Source organism: Aeromonas sp. EU05-FHT14A05 (assembly GCF_058791175.1).
Genome location: NZ_JBYTDH010000014.1, coordinates 94,588 through 117,609, shown reverse-complemented (window position 1 = coordinate 117,609; position 23,022 = coordinate 94,588). Strand labels below are relative to the sequence as shown.

Here is a 23,022-nt window from a genome sequence, read left to right as displayed (position 1 = left end):
GTGAGTGCCCACACAGATTGCTTGATTCAAATTGTTAAAGAGCGTCACGCTTATCGCGTTGAGGAGGCGCATCTTACGCTCCTCACTTCGAAAGTCAAGCGGTTGTTTTCGCTTTTCTTTCGGCGCCTGCTTCGCAAGAAAGCTGGCTCATCAGTCCGGCGTGTTCCGCCGTGCTGGTAGGGGCGCATTATAGGGAGCCGGATCACGATGACAAGGGATTTTTTGAAGAAAGTCACGGAAACTTCAAATTATCCAGTTAGAAACAGCTTACCCAGTGTATATATACAATGTTATCCACAAGCCGATGATTTCAGCTCTGTTTTATTGGCATTTAACCGGGTCTTCCTTGCTTAAGGAATGCCATACTGAAGCGGATAATGTGTCCCGAGTGGTCCATGGTAGCGTCCTGTCGTAAAGCTGGTTACCATGGAGGTGAATAAAGTGTTGCACCTTTTTTGCTTTCATTTACAAAAGGTCTTTAAAGATGAATTTATCCAAGTTTCCCGTTTATGTGCAGGCGGCCGTTCTCGCTCTGGTGTTGGCGCTGGTCGGTTATCTGGTTGCCCAGGCCCTGCAGTTTTCCCTGAAAGCCGAAGTCATTTTTGCCGTAGGTCTGGCCATTGGCGGTTTCGTGGTACCGCTGTTCCTTAACCGGGCTCCTGCCGCTGCGGCCGAGCAGAATGCCAGCCAAGAAACATGCACCTTATATGTAGGCAACCTGCCCTACCGTGCCAACGAGATTGCCGTGCGCGAGCTCTTTGCCGAGCAGGGTCTGGTGATTTCCGTCCGTCTGATGAAAGACAAGGCCACTGGCAAGCGCAGGGGCTTCGGATTTGTTGAGATGCCGGTCGCCGATGCGGCCAAGGCCATAGCCGCGCTCAATGACAAGGAGTATCAGCAGCGCACCCTTAAGGTACGTGAAGCCAACGACAAGCGGGACAGGGATGAGAGAGAAGGCGCCGACGTCGACGCCTGAGGACTCAGCACAGCACCTCTTCGAGTGATGACAGCCCCCATGCTTGCAAGGGGGCTGTCAGTTTTTGGGCCCGGGCATCCAGCAGGCTGCAATAGGCATGGCCCTGCCCTTCCCCGGTGAGGGTGGACGGGAGCGCGGCCAGCAGATGGGCCACCCGTCTTGCCACCGCATTGCCCGAGTCCACCAACTGGGCCTCCGGCATCAGTTGCCGGATTTCATCCCCCAGCAGCGGGAAATGGGTACAGCCCAACACCAGGGTATCCGGCCTCTCCTCCCCTTCCATCCAGTCCGCCAGCACCTCTCGCAGCAGCCCCATGTTGACCGTCTGTCCCGCCAGCTTGCGCTCGGCCTCGATCACCAGCTCGGTCGCCCCCTTGAGCAACACCCGCTTGCCCGGCGCGAACTGGGCGATGAGCTCATGGGTATATTCGCGGCTGACGGTGCCCGGGGTTGCCAGCAAACCGATGCAGCCATTGCGGGTCAGGGCGGCGGCAGGCTTGATGGCGGGCACCACGCCCACCACAGGAATGCTCAGGGTGGCTCGCAGGGATGGCAGGGCTATGGTGCTGGCAGTGTTGCAGGCGATCACCACCAGATCGATGGCGTGTTCGGCCACCATCTGGCTGACCAAACCGGTGCAGACAGCGATCAGCTCTGGTTCGCTCAGCTCGCCATAGGGGAAGTGGGCATTGTCGAAGCAGTAGAAATAGTTGTGTGCCGGCAGGGTGCGACGGATCTCCCCATAGACGGTCAAGCCGCCCATACCGGAGTCGAACACGAGAATATTGGCCACCAGAGCTCCCCCTTGGATGCGAGGCGGCGATCATACTCCCGCCGGCGGCCAATAGAAAAGGCCCCGTACAGGACGGGGCCTCGCTTTTTCCTCTCTATATAAGCAGAGCTGCGGATCAGAGACGGTAGTCGGCGGTCAGCTTGAACTCGGTGCCCGGCGAGGCATAGCCATAGGCCGGGACATAGTCACGATCGAACAGGTTGTCGATGCGACCGCCCAGGGTCAGCGCAGGCGTCACCCCGTAGCTGGCCCCCAGATTGACCAGGGTGTAAGAGCTCAGCACCACCCGCTCTGCGGGGAAGCTGCTGAAGTTCTTGTCGTCCCGCTTGCCCACATAGAGCAGCTCGGTCGACAGATCCACCGGACCCAGTTGTACCTGGGTCAGCCAGCTCGCCTTCTGCTTGGCACGGCGCAGCAGCGGCTGATCGCCGTCGTTCTTGTCTTCGGTCTTGGTGTAATCGAAGCTCAGGTCATGATGGAGCGGACCGGTTTCCAGCCCCAGCGCCACTTCCACGCCGCGGATCTCGGCATCCGTGTTGTCCGGTTTGCAGCTGGAGAAGGCGCTCTGGCAGGAGATCAGGTTCTGGATCTGGTTGCGATAGAGGTTCACTGACCAATCCCAGGCGGTGTAACGGCCGGAGAAGTCCAGCTCCAGGTTCTTGCTCTCTTCCGGCTTCAGATCCGGGTTCTCATAACCGGGATAGTAGAGATCGAGGAAGGTCGGCGCCTTGAAGCCGGTGCCGTAGCTCAACCGCACATTGTGGTTGTCATCTATGTCCAGCCCGCTGGCGGCGGACCAGGTGTTGTGACGGCCATACTGCTCGTTGTCATCGGTGCGGCCGGACAGCTCCAACAGCAGGGCCTGCCAGCGATAGCTGCCCACCGCAAACAGACCTGTGTTGTCGCGATCCGGGGCATTGAAGGCCTGGCCATAGCTGCGCGAATCGGACTTCATCTGCTCCTGCTGCCAATCGGCGCCACCGGTCAGGTTGAGCCCCTCGATGCCGCTCCAGCTGTTGATCCAGGAGAAGCGGGTCAAGCCGGTGTGGATCGGCTGGGCACTGGATTCCCCCTGGCTCTCCAGCCAGCTCTTCAGCTTGTTCTCGCCGTAGCTGGCTTCCAGCCGGCTGGTCAGGGTCTCGCTCTGGAACTTGATACCACCGTCGTACTGGAAGGCCTTCACCCGGCTCTGGTCGGCCGACTGATAGGGATCGTCCATCTCGGTCTGGTTGTCATAACCCTGGGCGTTGAAATCGGCACTCCAGGCGTCGTTGAAGGCATGGTTCATCCCGACTTGGCCATTGAGGCTGTCGAAACCGTCCCGATCCGGCTGCTGGGCACCGGCCACCACGTCGAACCCATCGGTCCGCTCATAGCCCACCAGCAGGTTCATGTCGGTCTGCTGGCCAAGCGCCTGCACGGTGCGCAGCTGGCCCTGACCATAACCATGGCTGCCTGCGCCCCCCTTCAGGTGGGTCTCGCTGCTATTCTTGGCGGAGGTCTTGGTGATGAGGTTGATGACGCCACCTATGGCATCCGAACCGTAGACGGCGGCACGCGGCCCGCGGATGTACTCGACCCGCTCGATGTTGCCGAGCGGGATCTGGCTGAGATCCGGCGTACCGGCCACCATGGCGGCGATGGGACGGCCATTCATCAGCACCAGGGAGTGGTTGGAGTTGGTGCCGCGGATGAAGAGGCTGCTGATATGGCCCCGGCCACCCAGGGTGGTGATCTGTACCCCGGGCAGGGTCTTGAGCAGATCCGTCAGGCTCGATACCTGGCGGGATTCGATCTCGGCGCGATCGATCACCACCACGGGAGCCAGCACAGAACTGACGGGTTGTTCCACCCGGTTGGCGGTGACCACCATGGTGTCATTGGCAGGAAGGGAAGACTGGGCAAAGGCCGCCGTTGGCAACAGGGCAGCCGCCAATAATTTCTTGGACATGAGAGATCCTTAAGTTCGCGTAAGCATCTACTTCGTGGCCGGTTTCTCTCGGCCCGAAATACGAACTTTGGCAGGTCTTCGGGCTTGGGGGCTGATTGCCTACGGCGACGGCTTCCCACCTGACGGCAGTGCCCTGATGTCGCTTCGTTCCCCCTTACCGCTGCGCGCCAGCTCCGGATTCTCACCGGATTCCCTTTTAAGCATGATGCGCCAAAGCGGGGGGATTATAGGCAGAGCCGGATTGGATGTATAGCCATCTGGATTGCTGCAATCATTTTTTCCCACCAGAGGGTGTCGAGTGGCACAACTACCGCCCTGCACCTCTGTCATGGCCTCAGTTAGGCGCAATCCGAAGGGGTCAGACGCAAGAAATGTTGAGCCAGGTCCCACGGCTTTTTGGTAACATGCGGCAAACGTTTGACACCCCCGAGGAAGCCGTAATGACGACCCCCCCAATGATCGGCCTGGTAATGGGCTCTGACTCCGATTGGCCCGTGATGCAAGCGGCAGCCCGCATCCTCAAGGAGCACGGCGTGCCCTATGAAGCGCGCGTCGTCTCCGCCCATCGCACCCCGGATCTGCTGTTCGAATATGCCGCCAGTGCCCGCGAACGCGGCCTGCGCGCCATCATCGCCGGGGCCGGCGGGGCCGCCCACCTGCCGGGCATGCTGGCCGCCAAGACCACGGTGCCTGTGCTGGGTGTGCCCATCCCGACCCGTCAGCTCAAGGGGATGGACTCCCTGCTCTCCATAGTGCAGATGCCCAAGGGGGTGCCGGTCGCCACCTTCGCCATCGGCGAGGCGGGGGCCGCCAACGCCGGTCTGTTTGCCGTCTCCCTGCTGTCGGTTGCCCAAGATGGCGACGCCCCTCGCTATCACCAGCAGCTCGACAGCTTCCGCGCCAACGAGCGCGATCGGGTGCTGGCCCTGCAACTGGAGGACCCGGCATGATACTGCCCCCCGCTACCCTCGGCATGCTGGGGGGCGGCCAGCTCGGCCGCTATTTCGTGATGTCGGCCCATCGCCTCGGTTATCAGGTGATAGTGCTGGATCCGGATCCCGCCAGCATCGCCGGCGCCGCGGCCGACGCCCAGATAGTGGCGGCCTATGACGACGCCGAGGCGCTGCGCGATCTGGCCCGTCGCTGCGATGCCGTCACCTGCGAGTTCGAGAACGTGCCGGCCGCCTCCCTGGCCCTGCTGGAGCAATACCTGCCGGTGCGCCCTGCGGCCAGCGCCGTGCGCGTCTGCCAGGATCGCCGGGAAGAGAAAGCCTTCCTGACCCGCGCCGGCGTGCCAGTCGCCCCGAACCTGACCCTGCTGCCGGGCGAGCCGCTGCCGGCCCTGCCCAGCGACCTCTTCCCCGCCATTCTCAAGACGGCCCGCGAAGGCTATGACGGCAAGGGACAGTGGACCATACACCAGGCCGACGAGCTGACAGCGGCCCTGGCCACCAGCGGCGTGCCCTGCGTGCTGGAGAAGCGCCTGCCGCTGGAGGGGGAGTTTGCCCTCACCCTGGCCCGCAGCCCGAGCGGTGCCATCAGCGCCCTGCCCCTGGTGCAGAACTGGCACAGCGGCGGCATCCTGGATCAGACCCGCTCCCCGGCCAATGTGCCCACCCTGGAGGCGGAAGCCCAGCGTATCGCCGAGCACATCATCGCCGCCCTCGACTATGTGGGGGTGCTGACGGTGGAGTTCTTCCTGGTCGGCGGCGCGCTGCTGGTCAACGAGATGGCGCCCCGCCCCCACAACTCGGGACACCCCAGCATCGACAACGCCAGCTGCAGCCAGTTCGAGCTGCAGGTGCGCGCCCTGTGCGATCTACCCCTGCCGGCGCAGGCTGAGGTTCAGCCCGCCATCCTGCTGAACCTGCTCGGGGATCTGTGGCAGGACGGCACGCCGGACTGGGCCGGCGCCCTGGCCCTGCCCGGGGTGCACCTGCACCTCTATGGCAAGGGCGACGCCCGCCCCGGCCGCAAGATGGGCCATGTGACCGTCACCGGCCGCGACTGGCCGACGGTCGAGGCCACCGCCAGCCAACTGCGCACCCTGCTGGGACTGCCGCCGCGTTAAGCGTCGCTGGTACCAACGAAAAGACCCGGGCCAAGGCCCGGGTCTTCTTTTTTACCGCAGTGGGGACCAGGTCAGCCCCGATCCGCCGCCACCGCAACGGGGGCCGGCAGCCGTATGGTGAGGGAGAGCACCAGGGCCACCACCAGCAACACCAGAATCAGGTTGAAGGTAGCCATGAAGCCGCCAAACAGGGAGGCCACGATGGAGCCTATGATGCTGCCCAGACCAAAGCCCAGATAGATGACGCCGTAGTTCTTGGTCAGGTTGTTGAGCCCGAAGAAGTCGCTCACCAGCGAAGGGTAGACGGTGATGGTGCCGCCGAAGCTGAAGGCCACACAGGCCACCGCCACGAAGAAGAGGTTGGCATTGAGCGGCACAAAGAGCAGCAATCCCATACCACCGAGCGTGATCAACTGGGCTATGGTGATGACCCGGATGCGGGACATCTTGTCAGACAGTATGCCCAGCACCAGACGGCCACCCAGGTTCGCCATGGCGATGATGGCGACGGCATTGGCGGCGACCACGGCTGGCAGACCCACCATCTTCTCGCCGATGTCCTTGGCCACGCCGATGACATAGAGGCCGCTCATGCAGGCGGTGAGGAACATCAGTGCCAGCATCCAGTACTGGGGCTTGCGCATCGCCTCGGCCAGGGTGAAATCGCGGCTCTCGGTCTGCTGCACGGAAGCGGCCTGCTGGGGCGCATCCTTCATCAGCATGCCGCCCACCAGCACCATGGACATGGCGATCAGCCCCCACAGCTGGAAGGTCGCCTCCAGCCCGTTGTTCGACAGCAGTAGCAGGTTGATGTACTTGAAGCCGAGACTGCCGAGGCCATAGGCACCGATGGAGCAGGCGGAGATCAGCCCCTTGCGCTCCGGGAACCACTTCACGCAGTTGGAGAGGGTCATCAGGTAGCCGGTTCCGTCGGCGAAGCCCACCAGAATACCGGCGCAGAGGTAGAGCATGGCCAGATTGCTGGCGTGGGCGGTGAGGAAGAAGCCGATGCCGAGCAGCACGCCGGCCCCCAGGGTGACGTTGCGCACCCCGAACCGCTCCTGCAGCTTGCCCGCCAGGGAGGAGGCCACCGCCAAGGAGAGGCTGAGCAGGCCGAAGGCGAAGGCCACCTGGCTCACCGGCTCGTCCAGCTTGTCGGAGAGCTGGGCGTTGAACAGGCTCCAGGTGTAGACGGAACCCAGTGCGAACTGGGTGATGATGGTACCGATCAGTGTGAGGTAGCGGGTGCGATTCATCTCTTTGGTCATGATGCGTCTCGGTCGATGGCCTTAAGGAAATTGAGGCCACTATAGGCAAGACGCAGCTCGCGCCGATCGATTAAGGCATGAAATGCAGATCGGCGGGAATGAATGACAATCAGAGCCGCATCAGCTGACGGAACGCCTTGATGTTGCTGCGACTGACCGGCACCTCGAACGGCAGATCATGGAGCCGGATGAGATAAGTGCTGTTGAACCAGGGGACGATTTCGCGGATCTTGTTGATGTTGACGCAGTAGGATCTGTGGCAGCGAAAGAAGCCCTCCGCCGGCAAGCGGCTGACAAACTCGCTGAGGGCCATGGTCATCACGTAGCGATCGGTGCGGGTGTAGACATGGGTGAGCTTCTCGTCCGCTTCCGCGTAGTAAATCTGTTCGCAGGGAGTGACTATGATGCGCTCCCCCTTCACCAGATTGACGGTGCGATTGTGCGGGATGCTCACCTCCCCCTGCCCCGGCTGCGACTTGCCCGCATGCTCGAGCTTTTGCAGCAGATTGATGATGCGCGGCTCGTTGTAGGGCTTGAGGATGTAGTCGAACGCCTCCAACTCGAACGCCTCCACCGCAAACTCCTTGTAGGCGGTGACGAAGACGATATGGGGCGGATGGCTGGACTTGTGCAGGTTCTTGGCCAGCAGCAGGCCGTCGATGGAGGGGATCTGGATATCCAGAAACACCACGTCCACCTCGTGATCCTGCAGGTACTTGAACGCCTCCAGCCCATCCTCGAAGCTCGCCACTATCTCTATGGTGCTGTGCTGGTTCACCAGATAGATCAGCTCCTCGCGAGCCAGATATTCGTCTTCCACTATGATGGCTTTCAGCATGGCATTGCCCCCTGAAGATGCGCAGGAGAGGCCAGCGCCTCCCGCATCAAACATTCATCTTCGACAATAATGGCTTTCAGCATGACAACCCCTCTCGCAGCACACACTTATCTTCAACCATGATGGCCCTCAGCATGGCATCGCCTCCTGATCCGGCAGATAGAAACAGACTTCGGTTCCCGGCTCCAGCCGCTTGAGGTGCAGGCCGTCCCCGTACAGCAGCTTGACCCGCTGATGCACGTTCATCAGGCCTATGCTGCGACTCTCCACCCGGCCGGCGGCCACCCCGTCGATCACCGCCTGGCTGATGCCGTAGCCGGTGTCGCGCACCGCCACCCGAATCCCCCCCGCCAGCTGCTTCACCTCGATAGTGACCCGACCCGGCGCGCTGCGGGGCTGGATGCCGTGCAGGATGGCGTTTTCCACCAGGGGCTGCAACAGCAGGCAGGGCACCTGGATGTGGACGTCGTCCACCTCGAACACCACCTCCAGCTTGTCCCCGAAGCGGGCCTGCTCGATGGCCACGTAGTCGCGCACCTGCTGCAGCTCCTCCTGGATGTCGATGAGCTCGTCCCCCTTGTTGAGGTTGTAGCGCAGATAGTCCGCCAGATTGGCGATGAGCTGGCGCGCCTGCTGGGGGCGAATGCGGATCAGCGACGAGATGGCGTTGAGGGCATTGAACAGGAAGTGCGGGTTGATCTTGCTCTGCAGGGCGGTGAACTCCGCCTTGCGGGTCATCTCCTTGAGCTGTTCAATGCGCGACACTTCCATCTGGGTGGAGATGAGCTGGGAGAGGCCCACCGCCATCTCCCGCAGGGAGCTGGTGATACTGTGGGTGCGGCGGTAGTAGATCTTGAGGGTGCCGCTGACGGCGCCGTTTTCCCGCAGCGGAATGATGATGACCGAGTGGAAGTCCGACAGATGATACTGGCGCAGATCGTTGTTGATGATGATCTGGTCGAGCAGCACCGCCCGCTGGGTCATGTCGCTGATGGCGTGGTGCTCGTCCAGCTCGTAGTAATCCTTGCCCACCCCCACGTAGGCCAGCACATCCCGGGTATCGGTGATGGCCACCGCATCGGCGTCGATCTCGCGCCGGATCACGGCGCACACCTGGCCGAGGGAGTGGCGGTCGATGTTCTGGAAGAAGGGCAGAGTCTGGTTCGCTATGTCCAGCGCCAGCTTGGCCTGCTTGGCGGCAATCAGCTCCTTCTCGTCATCCAGATCCTGCACCAGCTTGATGATGAGGCCGATGCAGAGAGTCCCGGCGATCATGGGATAGGCGATGTGGCTGACGATCTCCACCCCCACTGCATGGGGCTCGGTCAGCAGCCAGATCAGCAGCATGGTCAGCCCCTCGCAGGCCATGCCCGCCAGTATGCCGTAGAGCCAGAGCCGCGACTTGCGGCATCTCAGGTGCAGCCAGGTGGCGAGCAGGCCGGCGATGATGCTGGCGATGAGGCAAGGGATGGAGGTGTGACCATCCATGTCGATGAGGTAGCGGTGCAGCCCCGAGATGACCCCTGCCGGAATGCCGACCCAGGGGCCGAACAGTATGCCGCCCGAGATGATGGCGATGATCCGCACGTTGATGAGGGCCCCCTCCACCGGAATGCCGGTGTAGGTGCTGAACACCGCGAACAGGCCGAAGATGGCCGCCACCAGCAGCAGCTCCGCCGGGGTGTGATCCCGCTTCTGGAACAGTCGCTGGAACGGCCGGGTGCGGGTCAGGAGAAAGAGCGTCATCAGCATCAGCGCCGCCCGTTCAAACACCGCCAACAACATCATCTGATTTTCGAGCATGGGGCCCTCCGGCCTATGGCCACAAGGGGCGCACTATAGAAGGAATCTGGCCATGGACGGCTGACCCCGATCAAATCAGGGGCATGAGACCACGGCGGCAGGATTGAAAAGAGAGGGGCCCTCTCATCGGGCCCCAGTGTACCGCAGGCAGGCACCGGGGAGGCATAGCACTGCCATATTCAGCCCGATGGAGAAGGGAGGGACGGCATCAGGACGACAGGGTCGCCAATCTGGCGGCGAAGCCCATGAAGAACAGACCTATCAGGCCATTGCCCAGCCGGGCAAGCCCCTGTTTACGACGAAAGAAGCTAGCCACCAGAGTGCCACCGAAGATCAGCAGGGTGAGATAGACGAAGCTCATGGCCTCCAGCATGCCGGCCAGCACCAGGTAGGAGATCCAGGTGTGGGCATAGCTGAAGTCGATGAACTGCACGAAGAAGGAGACGTAGAACAGGATCGCCTTGGGGTTGGTGAGGCTCAGGGTGAGGGCCTTGGAGAAATAGCGCTCCCCCAGTTCCACCGCAGACTCCTGCCCTTCGCGCCTGGCAATGAAGTTGGCATGGAGGATCTTCACCCCCAGATAGAGCAGGTAGATGGCGCCCAGATAACGCACCAGGGTAAACAGCAGGGGGGTGGTGCGAATGAGGGAGGCGATCCCCAGATAGGCGCAGAAGATGAGGATGGCATCACCGACGAAGACCCCGAGGGCGGCGCGATAGCCAGGCCCAATGCCCCGCACCGCGGCGGTGCGCAACACATAAATGGAGTTGGGACCCGGCGCTATGATGATGAAGAAGAGCCCCACCAGATAGGTCCAGACGTTGATGACTCCCAGGCTTTCGAACATGTTCCCTCCATGGCGGGCGATGGGCCGGATAGCGGCGGCAGGCTTTCTATACTAATCCGCCACGCGCCAAGCACAAGATCTGACCTGCCATCCCCACACTTTCAGCATGAACGGCTTGCACGCCGATCGGGAGCAGCCCCGGCGTTCGCCCACTTTGGTTATGTCCAGATGCACCGGGATAGGGCATGGTAGAGGGAGTGTGAAACCGCAGATACCTCATCCATGGACAAGACCCTGAGTACCGACACGCCGATCGCCGCCCCGCCCTCGGCCGACCCCCTGAACACCACCACTTACCCGGTGATTGCCGCCATCAGCTTCTCGCACCTGTTGAACGACATGATGCAGTCGGTGCTGCTGGCCATCTATCCGCTGCTGAAGCTGGGGCTCGATCTGTCGTTCACCCAGATAGGGCTCATCACCCTCACCTACCAGTTCACGGGCTCGTTGTTGCAGCCGCTGATCGGCCTCTACACGGACCGCAGGCCCATGCCGTATTCGCTTCCCCTCGGCATGGGCTTCACCCTTATAGGCTTGCTCTCCCTGTCACAGGCGGGCAGCTTTGGCGCCGTGCTGCTGTCGGCCATGCTGATCGGCATGGGCTCCTCCGTCTTCCACCCGGAATCCTCCCGGGTCGCCCGCATGGCGGCCGGCAACCAGCCGGGCCTGGCCCAGTCCCTGTTCCAGATCGGCGGCAACCTCGGCTCGGCCATAGGTCCGCTGCTCGCCGCGCTCATCATAGTGCCGCAGGGACAGGGCAGCGCCGCCTGGTTCTCGCTGTTCGCCCTGGTGGGCGTCATGGTGCTCTGCCTGGTCGGGCGCTGGTCCAGCCATCACGGGGCCAACTTCCACAAGCGGATGAAGGCCCATGCCGGCAGCGGCCTGAGCCGCCGCCAGATCGGCTGGTCGCTGGCCATCCTGGGCCTGCTGATGTTCTCCAAGTTCTTCTACATGACCAGCCTGAGCAGCTATTACACCTTCTATCTGATGGACAAGTTCAGCCTGTCCCTGGATAGCGCCCAGTTCCATCTGTTTGCCTTCCTGTTCGCCGTCGCGGCGGGCACAGTGCTCGGCGGGCCGGTCGGTGACCGCATCGGCCGCAAGAGGGTGATCTGGATCTCCATCCTGGGGGTCGCACCCTTCACCCTGCTGCTGCCCCACGTCGACCTGTTCTGGACCTCGGTGCTCTCGGTGATCATCGGCCTCGTCCTGGCGTCGGCCTTCTCCGCCATCCTGGTCTACGCCCAGGAGCTGGTGCCCGGCAAGGTCGGCACCATCTCCGGCCTCTTCTTCGGCTTCGCCTTCGGCATGGGGGGCATAGGCGCCGCCCTGCTGGGTCAGCTGGCCGATGCCACCAGCATAGAGACCGTGTACCAGCTCTGCGCCTACCTGCCGCTCATCGGCTTGCTGACCGCCTTCTTGCCGACGATCCGCAAGGGCTAGCGGGTCGCCCCGCGAGGGATAGCACCCATAAAAAACGCGGCCTGAGAGGCCGCGTCTGAAGTTGATGAGAACGAAAGTTGGTCAGCAGTACTGACCGGCGACCCAGCCCGATGACCAGGCCCACTGGAAGTTGTAGCCACCGAGCCAGCCGGTCACGTCCACCACCTCGCCGACGAAGTAGAGACCGGCCACCTTGCGCGCCTCCATGGTCTTGGAGGAGAGCTCGTTGGTATCCACGCCCCCCAGGGTCACCTCGGCGGTGCGATAGCCTTCGGTGCCGTTCGGCAGTATCTGCCAGTCCCCCAGCAAAGTGGCCACCGCCTCCAGCTCCCGCTCGTTGTACTGACGCATGGGCTTGCTGTGGAGCTGCCCCAGCTCCACCAGCTTGTCGACGAAGCGCTTGGGCAGCTCGCGCCCCAGCACGGTTTTCAGCTCCTGGGCCGGATGGGCCTGGGCCCAGGCCTTGAGGGCCGCAGGGATATCCAGCTCGGGCAGCAGGTTGATGTGGATCTTCTCCCCCGCCAGCCAGAAGGAGGAGATCTGCAGGATGGCGGGGCCCGAGAGGCCGCGGTGGGTGAACAGCATGGCCTCCTTGAAGCGGGTGCCGTCCTCGGCGGTCACCGCCACCGGCAGGCTGACCCCGGCGAGATCGGCGAACGCCTCTTTCTCGGCCTGATGCAGGGTGAAGGGCACCAGACCGGCGCGGGTGGGCAACACAGTGAGGCCGAACTGCTCCGCCAGCTTGAAGCCGTAGGGAGTGGCGCCGAGTTTCGGCATGGAGAGGCCGCCGGTGGCGACCACCAGGGAGTGGCAGCTGATCTCCCCCTGACTGGTGTCGAGCAGGAAGCCGTCATCCGTCTTGTTGACGGAGAGGATCTCGGTCTGGCACTGCAGGGTCACCCCGGCCCAGTCACACTCGGTGAGCAGCACCTCGACTATCTCCTTGGCGCTCTCGTCACAGAACAGCTGGCCCAGGGTCTTCTCGTGATAATTCACCCCGTGCCTGTCCACCAGATCGATGAAGTCCTGCTGGGTGTAGCGCGCCAGCGCCGACTTGCAGAAGTGCGGATTGCCCGAGAGGAAGGCGTGGGGACCGGCCTGATGGTTGGTGAAGTTGCAGCGACCGCCGCCGCTGATGAGGATCTTGCGCCCCGGTTTCTTGGCGTTGTCCAGCAGCAGCACGGATCGCCCCCGATAACCGGCCTGGGCCGCACACATCAAGCCGGCCGCCCCGGCTCCGATCACCACCACATCCACCTGCTTCATCATCACTCACCCATCAAAAGAAAAACGGCCCCTGCCAAGGGACCGTCATCGCATCCGGCAGAAACCACAGCGGCGGTTTCATGGCTGCATCAATCGAAAACGGCCCACGAGGGGGCCGTATTGTACTGGCTGAACACTAAGTGTCCACGACTATCAGGCGTTGCCGTCCATGATGCTGGCAGGGGCACCCTTGGCCAGCTCGGCCAGCTCCTTGTCGATGAAGTAGAGACCCTTGCCATCTTCGCCCACCAGCGACAGGCGATCGACGATGCTCTTGAACAGCTTCTCCTCTTCGTGCTGCTCAGCCACGTACCACTGCAGGAAGTTGAAGGTGGAGTAGTCCTGGGTGGTGAATGCCACATGGGCCAGGCCGTTGATGCACTTGGTGATGTGGTACTCGTGCTCCAGGGTGGTGCGGAAGATGTCCCCCAGAGAGTTGAACTCGTGGGGAGGCGCATCTATGGCCCCCAGCAGCGGCATGCCACCGGTTTCGCTCACGTAGGTGAACAGGCGCTCCATGTGCTGGCGCTCCTCGGCGGCGTGCTTGCGCAGGAAGGTGGCAGCCCCTTCGAAGCCCTTGTCCTCGCACCAGGCGCTCATCTGCAGGTAGAGATTGGAGGAATAGAATTCAAGATTAATCTGCTCGTTCAACTTCTCGATCATGGCTTTGGCCAACATGATGATTCTCCACTGTGATTTGGTCACGATTGTCGCCACTGTTGCAGCCTGACGCAACCAGATACGACGGTCAGCGCTCGCAGTTGTGACCCGGCTTCACCTCATCCTGTCACCCATACGGTTATAGAGAAGCAAAGAAACATGGTGTAGGTAGCGTCAGCCATTATGATGGCGCCAGTGGTCGGGGAAAGGATTCAATGAGATTCATTATGGCACTGGCGCTGCTCTGGATAACCCAGTTGCAGGCCACTCCCTCCTTGCTGGAAGAGGCTGAATTACAGGCGGCGCGGGATCCCGTCGGCTATCTGCAGCGCCTCGACGCCAGCCCGCAGCAGGACATGGAGCTGTTCCATGCCAGAGCCCTTGCCCAGGCCGCCCTGGGACGCTACCAGCAGGCCCTGCTGGACAACGCCCGCGCCCGCGGGCTGGCCAGTGCCCAGCAGGAGAGCCGGCGCCTGCTCGACTTCAGATTGCAGCAGATTGCCCTGACCCTGGATACCGAGGCCCCCGAGCAAGCCCTCCAGCTGCTGACCCAGCTCAGGCCGGCCATCCTGGGCCATCTCCAGCAGGAGTCCGAGTGGCATGCCCTCAATGGCCTCGCCCTCTACCGTACCCAGCAGATGAAGGAGGCGATCGCCGAGCTCAAGACCGCCTTCCAGCTCAAGCAGAAAGGGCCAAGAAGCGCCCTCTCCACCCTGCAGTGTGCCCGCCTGATGATGACCCTTGGCAACCTCTATGCCGATCTCAGCCTCCACCGGGAGGCCGAGAGCTACTATCAGGATGCCCTCGGGCAGATGGTGCGACTGAACGAACCCAACAGTCAGGCCATCATCCAGGCCAACATGGCACGACTCTACATCGACATGGGGCGCCCCGATCGGGCGAGCGAGCTGCTCGAGGCCCTGCTGGCCACCCCCGGGCTCTCGCCCCACTATCGCGCCATCGTCCTCGGCTACAGGGCCATGGTGTTCAATGCGCAGCGAGACTGGCACTCCGCCTGGCAGAGCCTGGAGGAAGCGCAGGCCATCTATGAGGAGCTGGGTTATCCCCAGGCCGCCTCCCGGCTGACCGAGATCCGGGCCAGAACCCTGCAGGGACGGGGGGAAACCCAGCTGGCCTTGCAACTGCTGACGGCCCAACCAGGCCCGGTCAGCATAGAGGGCAAGGCGATGCAGGCCAGGCTGCTGGCAGACCTGGGACGCTACCCCGAGGCCTATGGTGTAATGACCCGCTACATGCAGCACTACAGGCAGCACTTCAACCAGACCCTGAGCCAGCATGCCGCCGCCTTCCAGGTCGAGATGGACCTGGCCCGCAGCGAGGCCAGCAACCTGGCGTTGCAGCAGGAGAACGAGAACAAGCGCCAGCAACTGCTGTATCAGCAGAGTGCCCGCTACTACCAGCTGATGCTGGTCGTCCTGCTGATCGGCGCCCTGATCCTGCTCGGACTCACCACCCACAGGCTGCACCGCAGCTCGCGCCACCTCTACAAGCTCGCCACCTTCGATCAGCTGACCGGGCTGCCGAACCGGCGCGCCCTGCTGGAGCAGCTGGAGCAGCAGTGGCAGCTGGATGCGCCACTGACCCTGCTCATCATCGACATCGACCATTTCAAGCAGATCAACGACAGGCACGGCCACCAGACAGGTGACCAGGCCATACGGCAACTGGCCCGGGAGCTGAAGAGCTGGGCGCCGGACCTGCAACAGGTCGGGCGCTGGGGAGGGGAGGAGTTTCTGGTGGCCATGACGCAGGACGGCACCACCTGCTGGCGGCTGGCCGAACAGCTGAGAAACCGGATCGCCTACCTGGCCGCTCCCCACATGACCATCAGCATAGGGGTGGCGGAGCGCTCACCGGACGATGACAGCCTCAGCCAGCTGATCCACAGGGCCGACATGGCCATGTACCAGGCCAAGCGTCAGGGGCGCAACCAGACCATACTGGCTCCCGCCCCCAACCAGCCTGCCTGCAACGTCGCCTGAGGCTGAAGGCCTGAAGCCATAACGCCTCGAACATCAGACACCAGGGACGCAACCAGACCATACTGGCTCCGGCCCCCAATCAACCAAGCTGCAACGTCGCCTGAGGCTGAAAGCCTGAAGTCATAACGCCTCGAACATCAGACACCAGGGGCGCAACCAGACTATATTGGCTGGCTCCGGCCCCCAACCAGCCTGCCTGCAACGTCGCCTGACACAGGCACCTGACTCAGGGCAGCAGCTCGGTCAGGGAGGCGACATCCACCGGCGCCCCATAGTCCACGCCGGGCAGCTCGAAGCCGTTGAGCTGCATGAAGTCCTGGCGCAGCCCGGCGAAGTCCCCCAGGGCGTGGAAGTTGTCCGGTGTCACCTTGGACCAGAGCGCCGAGACGGCGGCCTGCACCGCCGGATCCAGCTCGTGGTCATCCATCCGGATCAGGCGGTTGCCGTCGGCCACCACCCCATGGGGCCCGTACATCTTGGCGGCAAACAGCCGCTGCATCTGCTCGATGCAGCCCTCGTGCACGCCCCGCTCCTTCATCACCCCCATCAGCAGGCCGAGGTAGACAGGCAACACGGGAATATAGGCGCTCGCCTTGGTCACCAGCGCCTTGCACACCGACACCCAGGCGTGACCGCCGAGCTCGGCCAGCTGCAGGTTGATGGTCTCTGCGGTGGCGTGCAGGTGCTCCTTGGCGTAGCCGATGGTGCCGTCCCGATAAAGGGGATAGGTGGATTCAGGGCCAATGTAGGAGTAGGCAACTGTCTGCACCCCTGGGGCCAGACAATCGGCCTGCTGCAACGCCTGCAGCCAGAGCTGCCAGTCTTCGCCCCCCATCACGGTGACGGTATCGCGGATCTCCTCCGGGGTCGCGGGTGCCAGGGATTGTTGCACCAGGGCGTCCTGTTCCAGATCCAGCCCCCAGCCGCTGAAGGGCTGGCCCGTGGTCTTGAGCACCGAGCGCACCTGGCGACCATCCGGCAGCACCCGAAGGCCGCTCGCCAGGGAGTAGACCACCAGATCCACCTGCCCCAGCTGCTGACGGATGGCGTCGATGGCCTGCTGGCGCAGGGCGTCCGAGAAGGCATCGCCGATCAGGTTGATGGCGATGCGACCCTCCTGCTCCGCCGCCTGGCGAAACCAGATGTTGTTGTACCAGCCCGCGCTGCCGAGCCCCTTGTCGGAAGGCCCGCGCTCGAACGATATGCCCAGGGTATCGGCGCCGGCACCGAAGGTCAGCGCGATGCGCGATGCCAGCCCGAAGCCGGAGGAAGCCCCCAGCACCAGCACCCGTTTCGGCCCGTTGAAGGGGCCCGCCCCCTTGACGCTGGCGATCTGCTGCTGCACGGCGGCGCGGCAGCCGATGGGATGGCAGTTGCGGGCAACACAGCCCTGGATCTGGGGATGAATGATCATGAATGAATCTCCAAGGGATCGATGGAATACGGGGAGCGGCCGCAGCGAGCGTCGGCGGCATCGCCACGGGAATTGGCTAGAGCATAACCAAGAAGCCGGGGATTACCTTGATGTCGGGTGGCATAGGGGCAAGAAAAGGGGGCAGAAAAACAAGAGGGAGCACAAGGCTCCCCAAAGCGTTATTCAGATGCTTTTTGTTGTGTTGTGTTCATTGCGAAGCACGGGCACATCCTATTCCCCTCACTCAGTCAGGGCAATAGAACGGCTGTGATCGGCTTCAAACTCCTGTTCAAAATATGTGCGATCCTTTATCCACAATGGCAACCAGGGAGTAGGGGCTTGCCATGCAAATCCTGAAACTGTGGTGACATCGCCGTTTTAGTTTCAGCGGACATTGGTATAGTGAACCCAGGATCAGTGAGGAGAATTCCCATGAGTGGAACCTATTACAAGCACATACTGGCGGCGATCGACCTGTCGGAAGACAACCGCAAGGTGATCGACAAGGCGGTCGACCGGGCCCGTTCCAATGGCGCCAAACTGTCGGTGATCCATGTGGACGTGGACCTCAAGGATCTCTACACCGAGATGATCGATATCGACATCGACAACGTGCAGGATCAGGTGATCGCCGAAGCGAAAGAGAAGCTGGAGGCCTTCCTCGCCTCGGTGGACTACCCCATAGAGAAGAAGCTGGTGATCTGCGGCGATCTGAGCGAGCGGGTCAATCAGGCGGTCAAGGATTACCAGATAGATCTGCTGGTATGCGGCCACCGCCAGAGCTTCTGGAGCCTGCTCACCTCCAGCGCCCGCCAGCTGATGAATACGGTACCCTGCGATCTGCTGGTCGTGCCCTTGCAGAAGTGATCAAACAGGCGTAGCTTGATTTGCCATGAACATGACCATCGTCAATCACAACTACTGGTGGTGCTGCTTATAAACAGGCGGCACTGCTTTTCTATGTAATTTTTCCCAAAGAAAACACCGTGACCGCCGAGAGGCGGTCATTGTTTTCATCCCTTTGTCGCCTCCCGGCCCACCCCACTGGAGAGAGTGACATGCACAACCCCGTTATCCTGACCGGCGACCGTCCCACCGGCAAACTGCACATAGGCCACTACGTCGGATCCCTGCGCCAGCGCGTCGAGGCCCAGCACCATTACCGCCAGTTCGTGATGATCGCCGATCTGCAGGCGCTGACCGACAACGGCCACAACCCGGCCAAGGTGACAGATCACGTGCTGGAGGTGATGGCCGACTACCTGGCCGCCGGTCTGGATCCGGCCAAGACCACCTTCTGCCTGCAGAGCGCCCTGCCCGCCCTCGCCGAGCTCACCACCTATTACCTCAATCTGGTCAGCGTCGCCCGGCTGGAGCGCAACCCTACGGTGAAGGCCGAGATCCAGCAGAAAGGGTTCGAGCGCAGCCTGCCGGCCGGTTTTCTGGTCTATCCCGTCAGCCAGGCCGCCGACATCACCGCCTTTCGCGCCACCCATGTGCCGGTGGGCGAGGATCAGCTGCCCATGCTGGAGCAGACCAACGAGATAGTGCGCCGCTTCAACGCCCTGGTAGGAAAGGAGGTGCTGACCGAATGTCAGCCCATCCTGAGCGACACCGGCCGCCTGCCCGGCATCGACGGCAAGGCCAAGATGTCCAAGTCCCTCGGCAACACCATAGAGCTCGGCATGTCGGCGGAAGAGATCAAGCAGGCGGTGTTTGCCATGTATACCGACCCCAACCACCTCAGGGTGAGCGATCCGGGCCAGGTGGAGGGCAATACGGTGTTCGCCTATCTGGATGCCTTCCACCCGGACAAGGCGCTGGTGGCCGAGATGAAGGCCCACTACCAGCGCGGCGGGCTGGGAGACATGCGCTGCAAGCAGGTGCTGAACGACTGCCTGCAGACCCTGCTCGCCCCCATGCGGGAGCGACGTCAGGCGGCCATCGCCGACAAGGAGAAGCTGCTGCGCCTGTTGCAGCAGGGCACCTTGCAGGCCCGCGCCCTCACCGACGAGGTGCTGGCAGAGGTCAAGAGCGCCATGGGACTGGACTACTTCGCCGGGTTGCGCTGAGTCGGCGCCCCCAGCGCGTCTGCACCGTAACGCTCGAAGGCGAGCCGGTGCAGCAGCCCCTTGAACCAGCCGATCGCCTCGTCGTGGGCGCTGAGCGGGTGGCCCGCCATCAGGTAGACGATGGGAATGGCGGGCTCCAGCTGATGAAGCCGCAGCGGGTAGTAGCGGCAGAAGTGGCGCCCTATCATCTCGGGCACCACCACCAGATAGCGGCCGGTCGCCATCAGCTGCGGCACCGCCATGAAGCTCGGCAACCGCACCCCCAGCTCCCGCGCCACCCCGAAGCGGGCCAGCCAGAGATCCACCATGGCCTGGCTGTGCCCCCAGCTGGAGGTGTGGATGTGGGGGCGGCTGACCAGCTCGTCCGGCCCCAGCTCATCGGGCAGCGCGCTGCCGAGGGGCGACAGGCAGACCAGGGGATTGCTGAACCACTCCTCGCGCCACAAGCGAGGGGAGAGGTGATTGGCGCCCGCAAAGCCGATCACCAGATCCAGCTCCCCCTTCTCCAGCTCCCGCTCGTAGTCGCTGTCCGCCAGCTCGCACACCTCCAGCCGGCAATGGGGCGCCTGCTGGACCATGCGCTCCACCAGGGTCGGCACCAGGCCGTGCTCCACCGAGCCCGGGGTGGCGATGCGAAACACCCGCTGGGCGCTGGCGGGCTCGAATCCCTTGGCCTGGCGCAAGCCCTGCTCCAGCATGGCCAGCGCCTGGCGCACCGGCCCGGCCAGCGCCTTGGCGCGCTCGGTGGGCATCATCTCCCGCCGGCTCATCACGAACAGGGGGTCGTCCAGCGCCTGGCGCAATCTACCCAGGGCGTGGCTGACGGTGGACTGGGAGAGGTGGAGCCGTTCCGCTGCACGGGTGACGTTGCGCTCCTGCATCAACATGTCGAACACATTGAGCAGGTTGAGGTCGAGGCGGGAAAGGGGGAGTTCCATCGATATTGGCCATAGTTGAATGACGACAATTCATTTTTGGCATAGTAGCAGATTGCATAGAATGCGCGGGCGAATTACACGGAGATTAACATGCGTAGCTATCTGTTATTGCTGGCGATAGGCCTGTTGTGGGGCTCCCAGTTCATTTTCATGCATCAGGCCGTGACCGAACTGCCCCCCATCATGGTGGCGGCCGGTCGCGCCCTGTGCGGCAGCCTGACCCTGGGTCTGCTCTGCCTGTTCATGCGCCTCAAGAGCGAGCACACCCCCTGGCGCACCTATATGCTGATCGCCCTGCTCGATGCCACCATCCCCTTCATCATGGTGGCCTGGGGTCAGCAGTATGTGGACAGCGCCATCGCCGCCGTGGTCATGGGTTGTATTCCCTTTGTGACCATTCTGGCTGCGCCCCTGTTTATTTCTGGTGAAAGAATCACCAAGGGCGGTCTGCTCTCCGTGGTCATCGGCTTCGTCGGCGTGCTGGTGCTGTTCTGGCCGAAACTGGCCAACGGCATGAACGCCGGTCTGCTCGGTGCCATGGCCATACTGTTCGGCGCAAGCTGCTTCGCCATCGGCCTGCTGATGATCAAGCGCTTCGCCAAGGACCACCCTGTGGTGGTGGCCCGCAACATACTGATCTCGTCAGCCATCCAGCTGCTGCTGGCCGCGCCCTTCGTCACCGATCTGAGCGCCCTCACCCTGCCGAGCCAGCAGGCCATCGGTGCCGTGACAGTGCTGGGTGTCTTCTGTACCGGTCTGGTCTACTTCCTCTACATGGCGTTGATCCAGAAGGCGGGCCCGACCTTCGCCTCCTTCAGCAACTACTTGGTGCCGCTGTTCGGCGTCATGCTGGGTGCCCTCTTCCTCGGCGAGCAGGTGCACTCCACCACGGCCGTGGCACTGGCGCTGATCCTGGGCTCGGTCGCCCTGAACCAGTGGGCACAGCAGCGTCGTGCCCGTCGGGAGGCCAGCCTATGTCAGGCATCCTGACCACACTCTGCGGCGGTCTGGTGCTGATAGCCGGCTGGCAATATCGCCACCGGCTGGCCGGACTGCTCGGCCTGCTGATGCTGACCCTGCCCTGGTTCTTCGACAGCAAGCTGCAGGCCATGCTGAGCTATGCCCTGAATGCCTGAATGCCATCTCTGAATGTGTGACGAGAGTGTATCTCTCCTGTTTTTGGGACCGTTTTAAAAAAACCTCCGATTTGTCCCCGCTACCGGCGCTCTGCGCCGGTTTTTTTTATGCCGGTTTCCCGCCCTCCGAGCAGTAGCGGTAGCTGAGCCGCTCGTTCTTGCGCGGCCCCGTGATCTGCCAGGCGAGCAGAAAGCCGTCCTCGGTCGGCGTCAGTTCCGCGCTGTAGTGATCCTGACCGCACAGGTGCGCCTCGGCGGTGAGCCAGCGCCCGTCTCCCTGGGGCAGCAGCTCGAACAGCAGCACCGGCGCCTGGTGGCGAAGGTGGGAGAGGCGGATCCCCCGCTCGCCACGCTGCCACCAGAAGCTGTTGTGCATGGTGAGCATCCGCCCATGGGGCGTGGTGTAGCGCCCCTGCTCCGTAAACAGCCAGCCCCCCTGATGATCGGTCACCCGCACCTCTCCCTCCCCACGGCCGTTCCAGTCGGTCGCGGAGCCCGCCCCGTTGCTCGCCTCGAAGGCAAATACACCGATCTGTGGCAACTGCCCCCATAAACGCTGGATCGCGCTTTCCAACTCGGCCATCATAGCGCCCTCCAAATTGACAACTGACGACAATTCAATCACATGAACTACTTGATAGGGGTTACCCTGCTCTGGTCCTTCTCCTTCAGCCTGATCGGGGTCTACCTCGCCGGCCAGGTGGACGCCTACTTCTCGGTGCTGACCCGCATCGTCCTCGCCAGCCTGGTGTTCCTGCCCTTCCTGCGCCGCCGCTGGCTGCGCCCCGATCTGGTGGCCAAGCTGATGGCTCTCGGCGCCATCCAGCTCGGCATCATGTATCTGTTCTATTACCACTCCTTCCTGCTGCTGACGGTGCCGGAAGTGCTGGTGTTCACCATCTTCACCCCCATCTACGTCACCCTGATCCACGATCTGCTGGAGGGGCGTTTCAAGCCGACCTACCTGTGGGGAGCGCTGCTGGCGGTGCTGGGGGCGGCAGTCATCCGCTTCGACGGCCTGACCGAGAGCTATGTGATGGGATTCCTGGTGGTGCAGGGAGCCAACCTCTGCTTCGCCCTGGGCCAGGTGGGCTACAAGGTGCTGCTGGCGCGAGAGGCGCAGCAACCGCCCCAGCTGGCGGTGTTCGGCTGCTTCTATCTGGGGGCCCTGGTGATCGCCCTGCCCGCCTGGTGGCTGCTGGGCCAACCGCAATACCCGACGAGTGGATTGCAGTGGGGCATACTGCTCTGGCTGGGGGTGGGGGCATCCGGGCTCGGCTACTTCCTGTGGAACAAGGGGGCCACCCTGGTGAGCAGCGGGGTGCTGGCCATCATGAACAATGCCCTGATCCCGGCCGGTCTGCTGGTCAATCTGGTGCTCTGGGGCAAGGATACGGATCTGTTCAGGCTCAGCCTCGGCGCCCTGCTGATGCTGGCCTCCCTCTGGGTCTGCCAGCGTCAGCCGGCGCGTAGCGCGGGCTGACGAAGCACCAGGCCTGCCTATGCAGGCCTCCTTTGAACCACAGGTATCAGCGGGTGAGTG

The 23,022-nt window shown here is 62.7% G+C and carries 21 protein-coding genes and 1 riboswitch; of the genes, 10 read left to right on the top strand and 11 right to left on the bottom strand.

Annotated elements, in window-relative coordinates; genetic code table 11:
* Window positions 1–484: 484 nt before the first annotated feature.
* Window positions 485–976 carry an RNA recognition motif domain-containing protein gene (locus AC3WR3_RS17940; RefSeq protein WP_202047961.1) on the top strand — a complete coding sequence of 164 codons (492 nt, stop codon included), beginning with the start codon at window positions 485–487 and terminating at the stop codon, window positions 974–976.
* Window positions 977–980: 4 nt separating this feature from the next.
* Here the strand turns inward: AC3WR3_RS17940 and murI are convergent, their stop codons facing one another.
* A complete protein-coding gene (murI, locus tag AC3WR3_RS17935) occupies window positions 981–1,769 on the bottom strand; it encodes a glutamate racemase (protein ID WP_492292649.1) in 789 nt (262 codons plus the stop codon).
* Between the two features lie 115 nt (window positions 1,770–1,884).
* On the bottom strand, window positions 1,885–3,720 hold the full coding sequence (locus tag AC3WR3_RS17930) for a TonB-dependent receptor domain-containing protein (protein ID WP_492292647.1): 1,836 nt from the start codon (window positions 3,718–3,720) through the stop codon (window positions 1,885–1,887).
* Between the two features lie 52 nt (window positions 3,721–3,772).
* Window positions 3,773–3,950: riboswitch (cobalamin riboswitch) on the bottom strand.
* A 210-nt stretch (window positions 3,951–4,160) separates the two neighbouring features.
* Between AC3WR3_RS17930 and purE the strand changes: the two genes are divergently transcribed.
* Window positions 4,161–4,670, top strand: coding sequence for a 5-(carboxyamino)imidazole ribonucleotide mutase (gene purE / locus AC3WR3_RS17925; protein ID WP_025325239.1), 510 nt, complete (start codon window positions 4,161–4,163; stop codon window positions 4,668–4,670).
* Complete coding sequence (locus AC3WR3_RS17920) at window positions 4,667–5,791, top strand: 5-(carboxyamino)imidazole ribonucleotide synthase (protein WP_492292645.1); 1,125 nt, start codon at window positions 4,667–4,669, stop codon at window positions 5,789–5,791. Before purE ends, AC3WR3_RS17920 begins: the two co-directional genes overlap by 4 nt.
* Before the next feature lie 71 nt (window positions 5,792–5,862).
* Here the strand turns inward: AC3WR3_RS17920 and AC3WR3_RS17915 are convergent, their stop codons facing one another.
* From AC3WR3_RS17915 to leuE, 4 genes are all read right to left on the bottom strand, one after another.
* Window positions 5,863–7,059, bottom strand: a complete 1,197-nt coding sequence (locus tag AC3WR3_RS17915) for an L-lactate MFS transporter (RefSeq protein ID WP_202047965.1) — start codon at window positions 7,057–7,059, stop codon at window positions 5,863–5,865.
* Between the two features lie 109 nt (window positions 7,060–7,168).
* A complete protein-coding gene (locus AC3WR3_RS17910) occupies window positions 7,169–7,897 on the bottom strand; it encodes a LytR/AlgR family response regulator transcription factor (RefSeq protein ID WP_202047966.1) in 729 nt (242 codons plus the stop codon).
* A 129-nt stretch (window positions 7,898–8,026) separates the two neighbouring features.
* Entirely contained in the window at window positions 8,027–9,700 is a 1,674-nt protein-coding gene (locus AC3WR3_RS17905; RefSeq protein WP_234570694.1) for a sensor histidine kinase, read from the bottom strand.
* Window positions 9,701–9,908: 208 nt separating this feature from the next.
* Entirely contained in the window at window positions 9,909–10,547 is a 639-nt protein-coding gene (gene leuE / locus AC3WR3_RS17900) for a leucine efflux protein LeuE (protein ID WP_139437046.1), read from the bottom strand.
* 222 nt (window positions 10,548–10,769) lie between these two features.
* Here leuE and AC3WR3_RS17895 point away from each other — a divergent pair, with 222 nt between their 5' ends.
* Entirely contained in the window at window positions 10,770–11,990 is a 1,221-nt protein-coding gene (locus tag AC3WR3_RS17895; protein WP_139437048.1) for an MFS transporter, read from the top strand.
* An 81-nt stretch (window positions 11,991–12,071) separates the two neighbouring features.
* On the opposite strand, the gene AC3WR3_RS17890 is transcribed toward AC3WR3_RS17895, so the two are convergent.
* Together AC3WR3_RS17890 and ftnA are read right to left on the bottom strand one after the other, a co-directional pair.
* Complete coding sequence (locus tag AC3WR3_RS17890) at window positions 12,072–13,256, bottom strand: BaiN/RdsA family NAD(P)/FAD-dependent oxidoreductase (protein ID WP_492292641.1); 1,185 nt, start codon at window positions 13,254–13,256, stop codon at window positions 12,072–12,074.
* Window positions 13,257–13,409: 153 nt separating this feature from the next.
* Window positions 13,410–13,934: a non-heme ferritin gene (gene ftnA / locus AC3WR3_RS17885; RefSeq protein WP_025325223.1), complete on the bottom strand. Its 525-nt coding sequence runs from the start codon at window positions 13,932–13,934 to the stop codon at window positions 13,410–13,412.
* A 209-nt stretch (window positions 13,935–14,143) separates the two neighbouring features.
* Here ftnA and AC3WR3_RS17880 point away from each other — a divergent pair, with 209 nt between their 5' ends.
* Window positions 14,144–15,919, top strand: a complete 1,776-nt coding sequence (locus tag AC3WR3_RS17880) for a GGDEF domain-containing protein (RefSeq protein ID WP_492292659.1) — start codon at window positions 14,144–14,146, stop codon at window positions 15,917–15,919.
* Window positions 15,920–16,145: 226 nt separating this feature from the next.
* On the opposite strand, the gene fabV is transcribed toward AC3WR3_RS17880, so the two are convergent.
* Window positions 16,146–17,333, bottom strand: a complete 1,188-nt coding sequence (gene fabV / locus AC3WR3_RS17875) for an enoyl-ACP reductase FabV (protein WP_319916360.1) — start codon at window positions 17,331–17,333, stop codon at window positions 16,146–16,148.
* Between the two features lie 432 nt (window positions 17,334–17,765).
* Here fabV and AC3WR3_RS17870 point away from each other — a divergent pair, with 432 nt between their 5' ends.
* Together AC3WR3_RS17870 and trpS are read left to right on the top strand one after the other, a co-directional pair.
* Complete coding sequence (locus tag AC3WR3_RS17870) at window positions 17,766–18,200, top strand: universal stress protein (RefSeq protein WP_025325220.1); 435 nt, start codon at window positions 17,766–17,768, stop codon at window positions 18,198–18,200.
* Between the two features lie 191 nt (window positions 18,201–18,391).
* Window positions 18,392–19,405 carry a tryptophan--tRNA ligase gene (gene trpS / locus AC3WR3_RS17865; protein WP_202047970.1) on the top strand — a complete coding sequence of 338 codons (1,014 nt, stop codon included), beginning with the start codon at window positions 18,392–18,394 and terminating at the stop codon, window positions 19,403–19,405.
* Here the strand turns inward: trpS and AC3WR3_RS17860 are convergent.
* Window positions 19,384–20,343 carry a LysR family transcriptional regulator gene (locus AC3WR3_RS17860; RefSeq protein ID WP_139437056.1) on the bottom strand — a complete coding sequence of 320 codons (960 nt, stop codon included), beginning with the start codon at window positions 20,341–20,343 and terminating at the stop codon, window positions 19,384–19,386. The two genes, trpS and AC3WR3_RS17860, sit on opposite strands and share 22 nt — an antisense overlap.
* Window positions 20,344–20,433: 90 nt before the next feature.
* On the opposite strand from AC3WR3_RS17860, the gene AC3WR3_RS17855 reads away from it, so the two are divergent.
* Window positions 20,434–21,333 (top strand): DMT family transporter, encoded by a 900-nt coding sequence (locus AC3WR3_RS17855; protein WP_139437058.1) that lies wholly within the window; start codon window positions 20,434–20,436, stop codon window positions 21,331–21,333.
* Window positions 21,318–21,479 carry a hypothetical protein gene (locus AC3WR3_RS17850; protein WP_005326376.1) on the top strand — a complete coding sequence of 54 codons (162 nt, stop codon included), beginning with the start codon at window positions 21,318–21,320 and terminating at the stop codon, window positions 21,477–21,479. The genes AC3WR3_RS17855 and AC3WR3_RS17850 overlap by 16 nt, the downstream gene beginning before the upstream one ends.
* A 106-nt stretch (window positions 21,480–21,585) precedes the next feature.
* Here AC3WR3_RS17850 and AC3WR3_RS17845 read toward each other — a convergent pair whose 3' ends face one another.
* On the bottom strand, window positions 21,586–22,062 hold the full coding sequence (locus AC3WR3_RS17845) for a DUF6314 family protein (RefSeq protein ID WP_492292657.1): 477 nt from the start codon (window positions 22,060–22,062) through the stop codon (window positions 21,586–21,588).
* 42 nt (window positions 22,063–22,104) lie between these two features.
* Here AC3WR3_RS17845 and AC3WR3_RS17840 point away from each other — a divergent pair, with 42 nt between their 5' ends.
* Window positions 22,105–22,962, top strand: coding sequence for a carboxylate/amino acid/amine transporter (locus AC3WR3_RS17840; RefSeq protein WP_492292637.1), 858 nt, complete (start codon window positions 22,105–22,107; stop codon window positions 22,960–22,962).
* Window positions 22,963–23,022 lie beyond the last annotated feature (60 nt).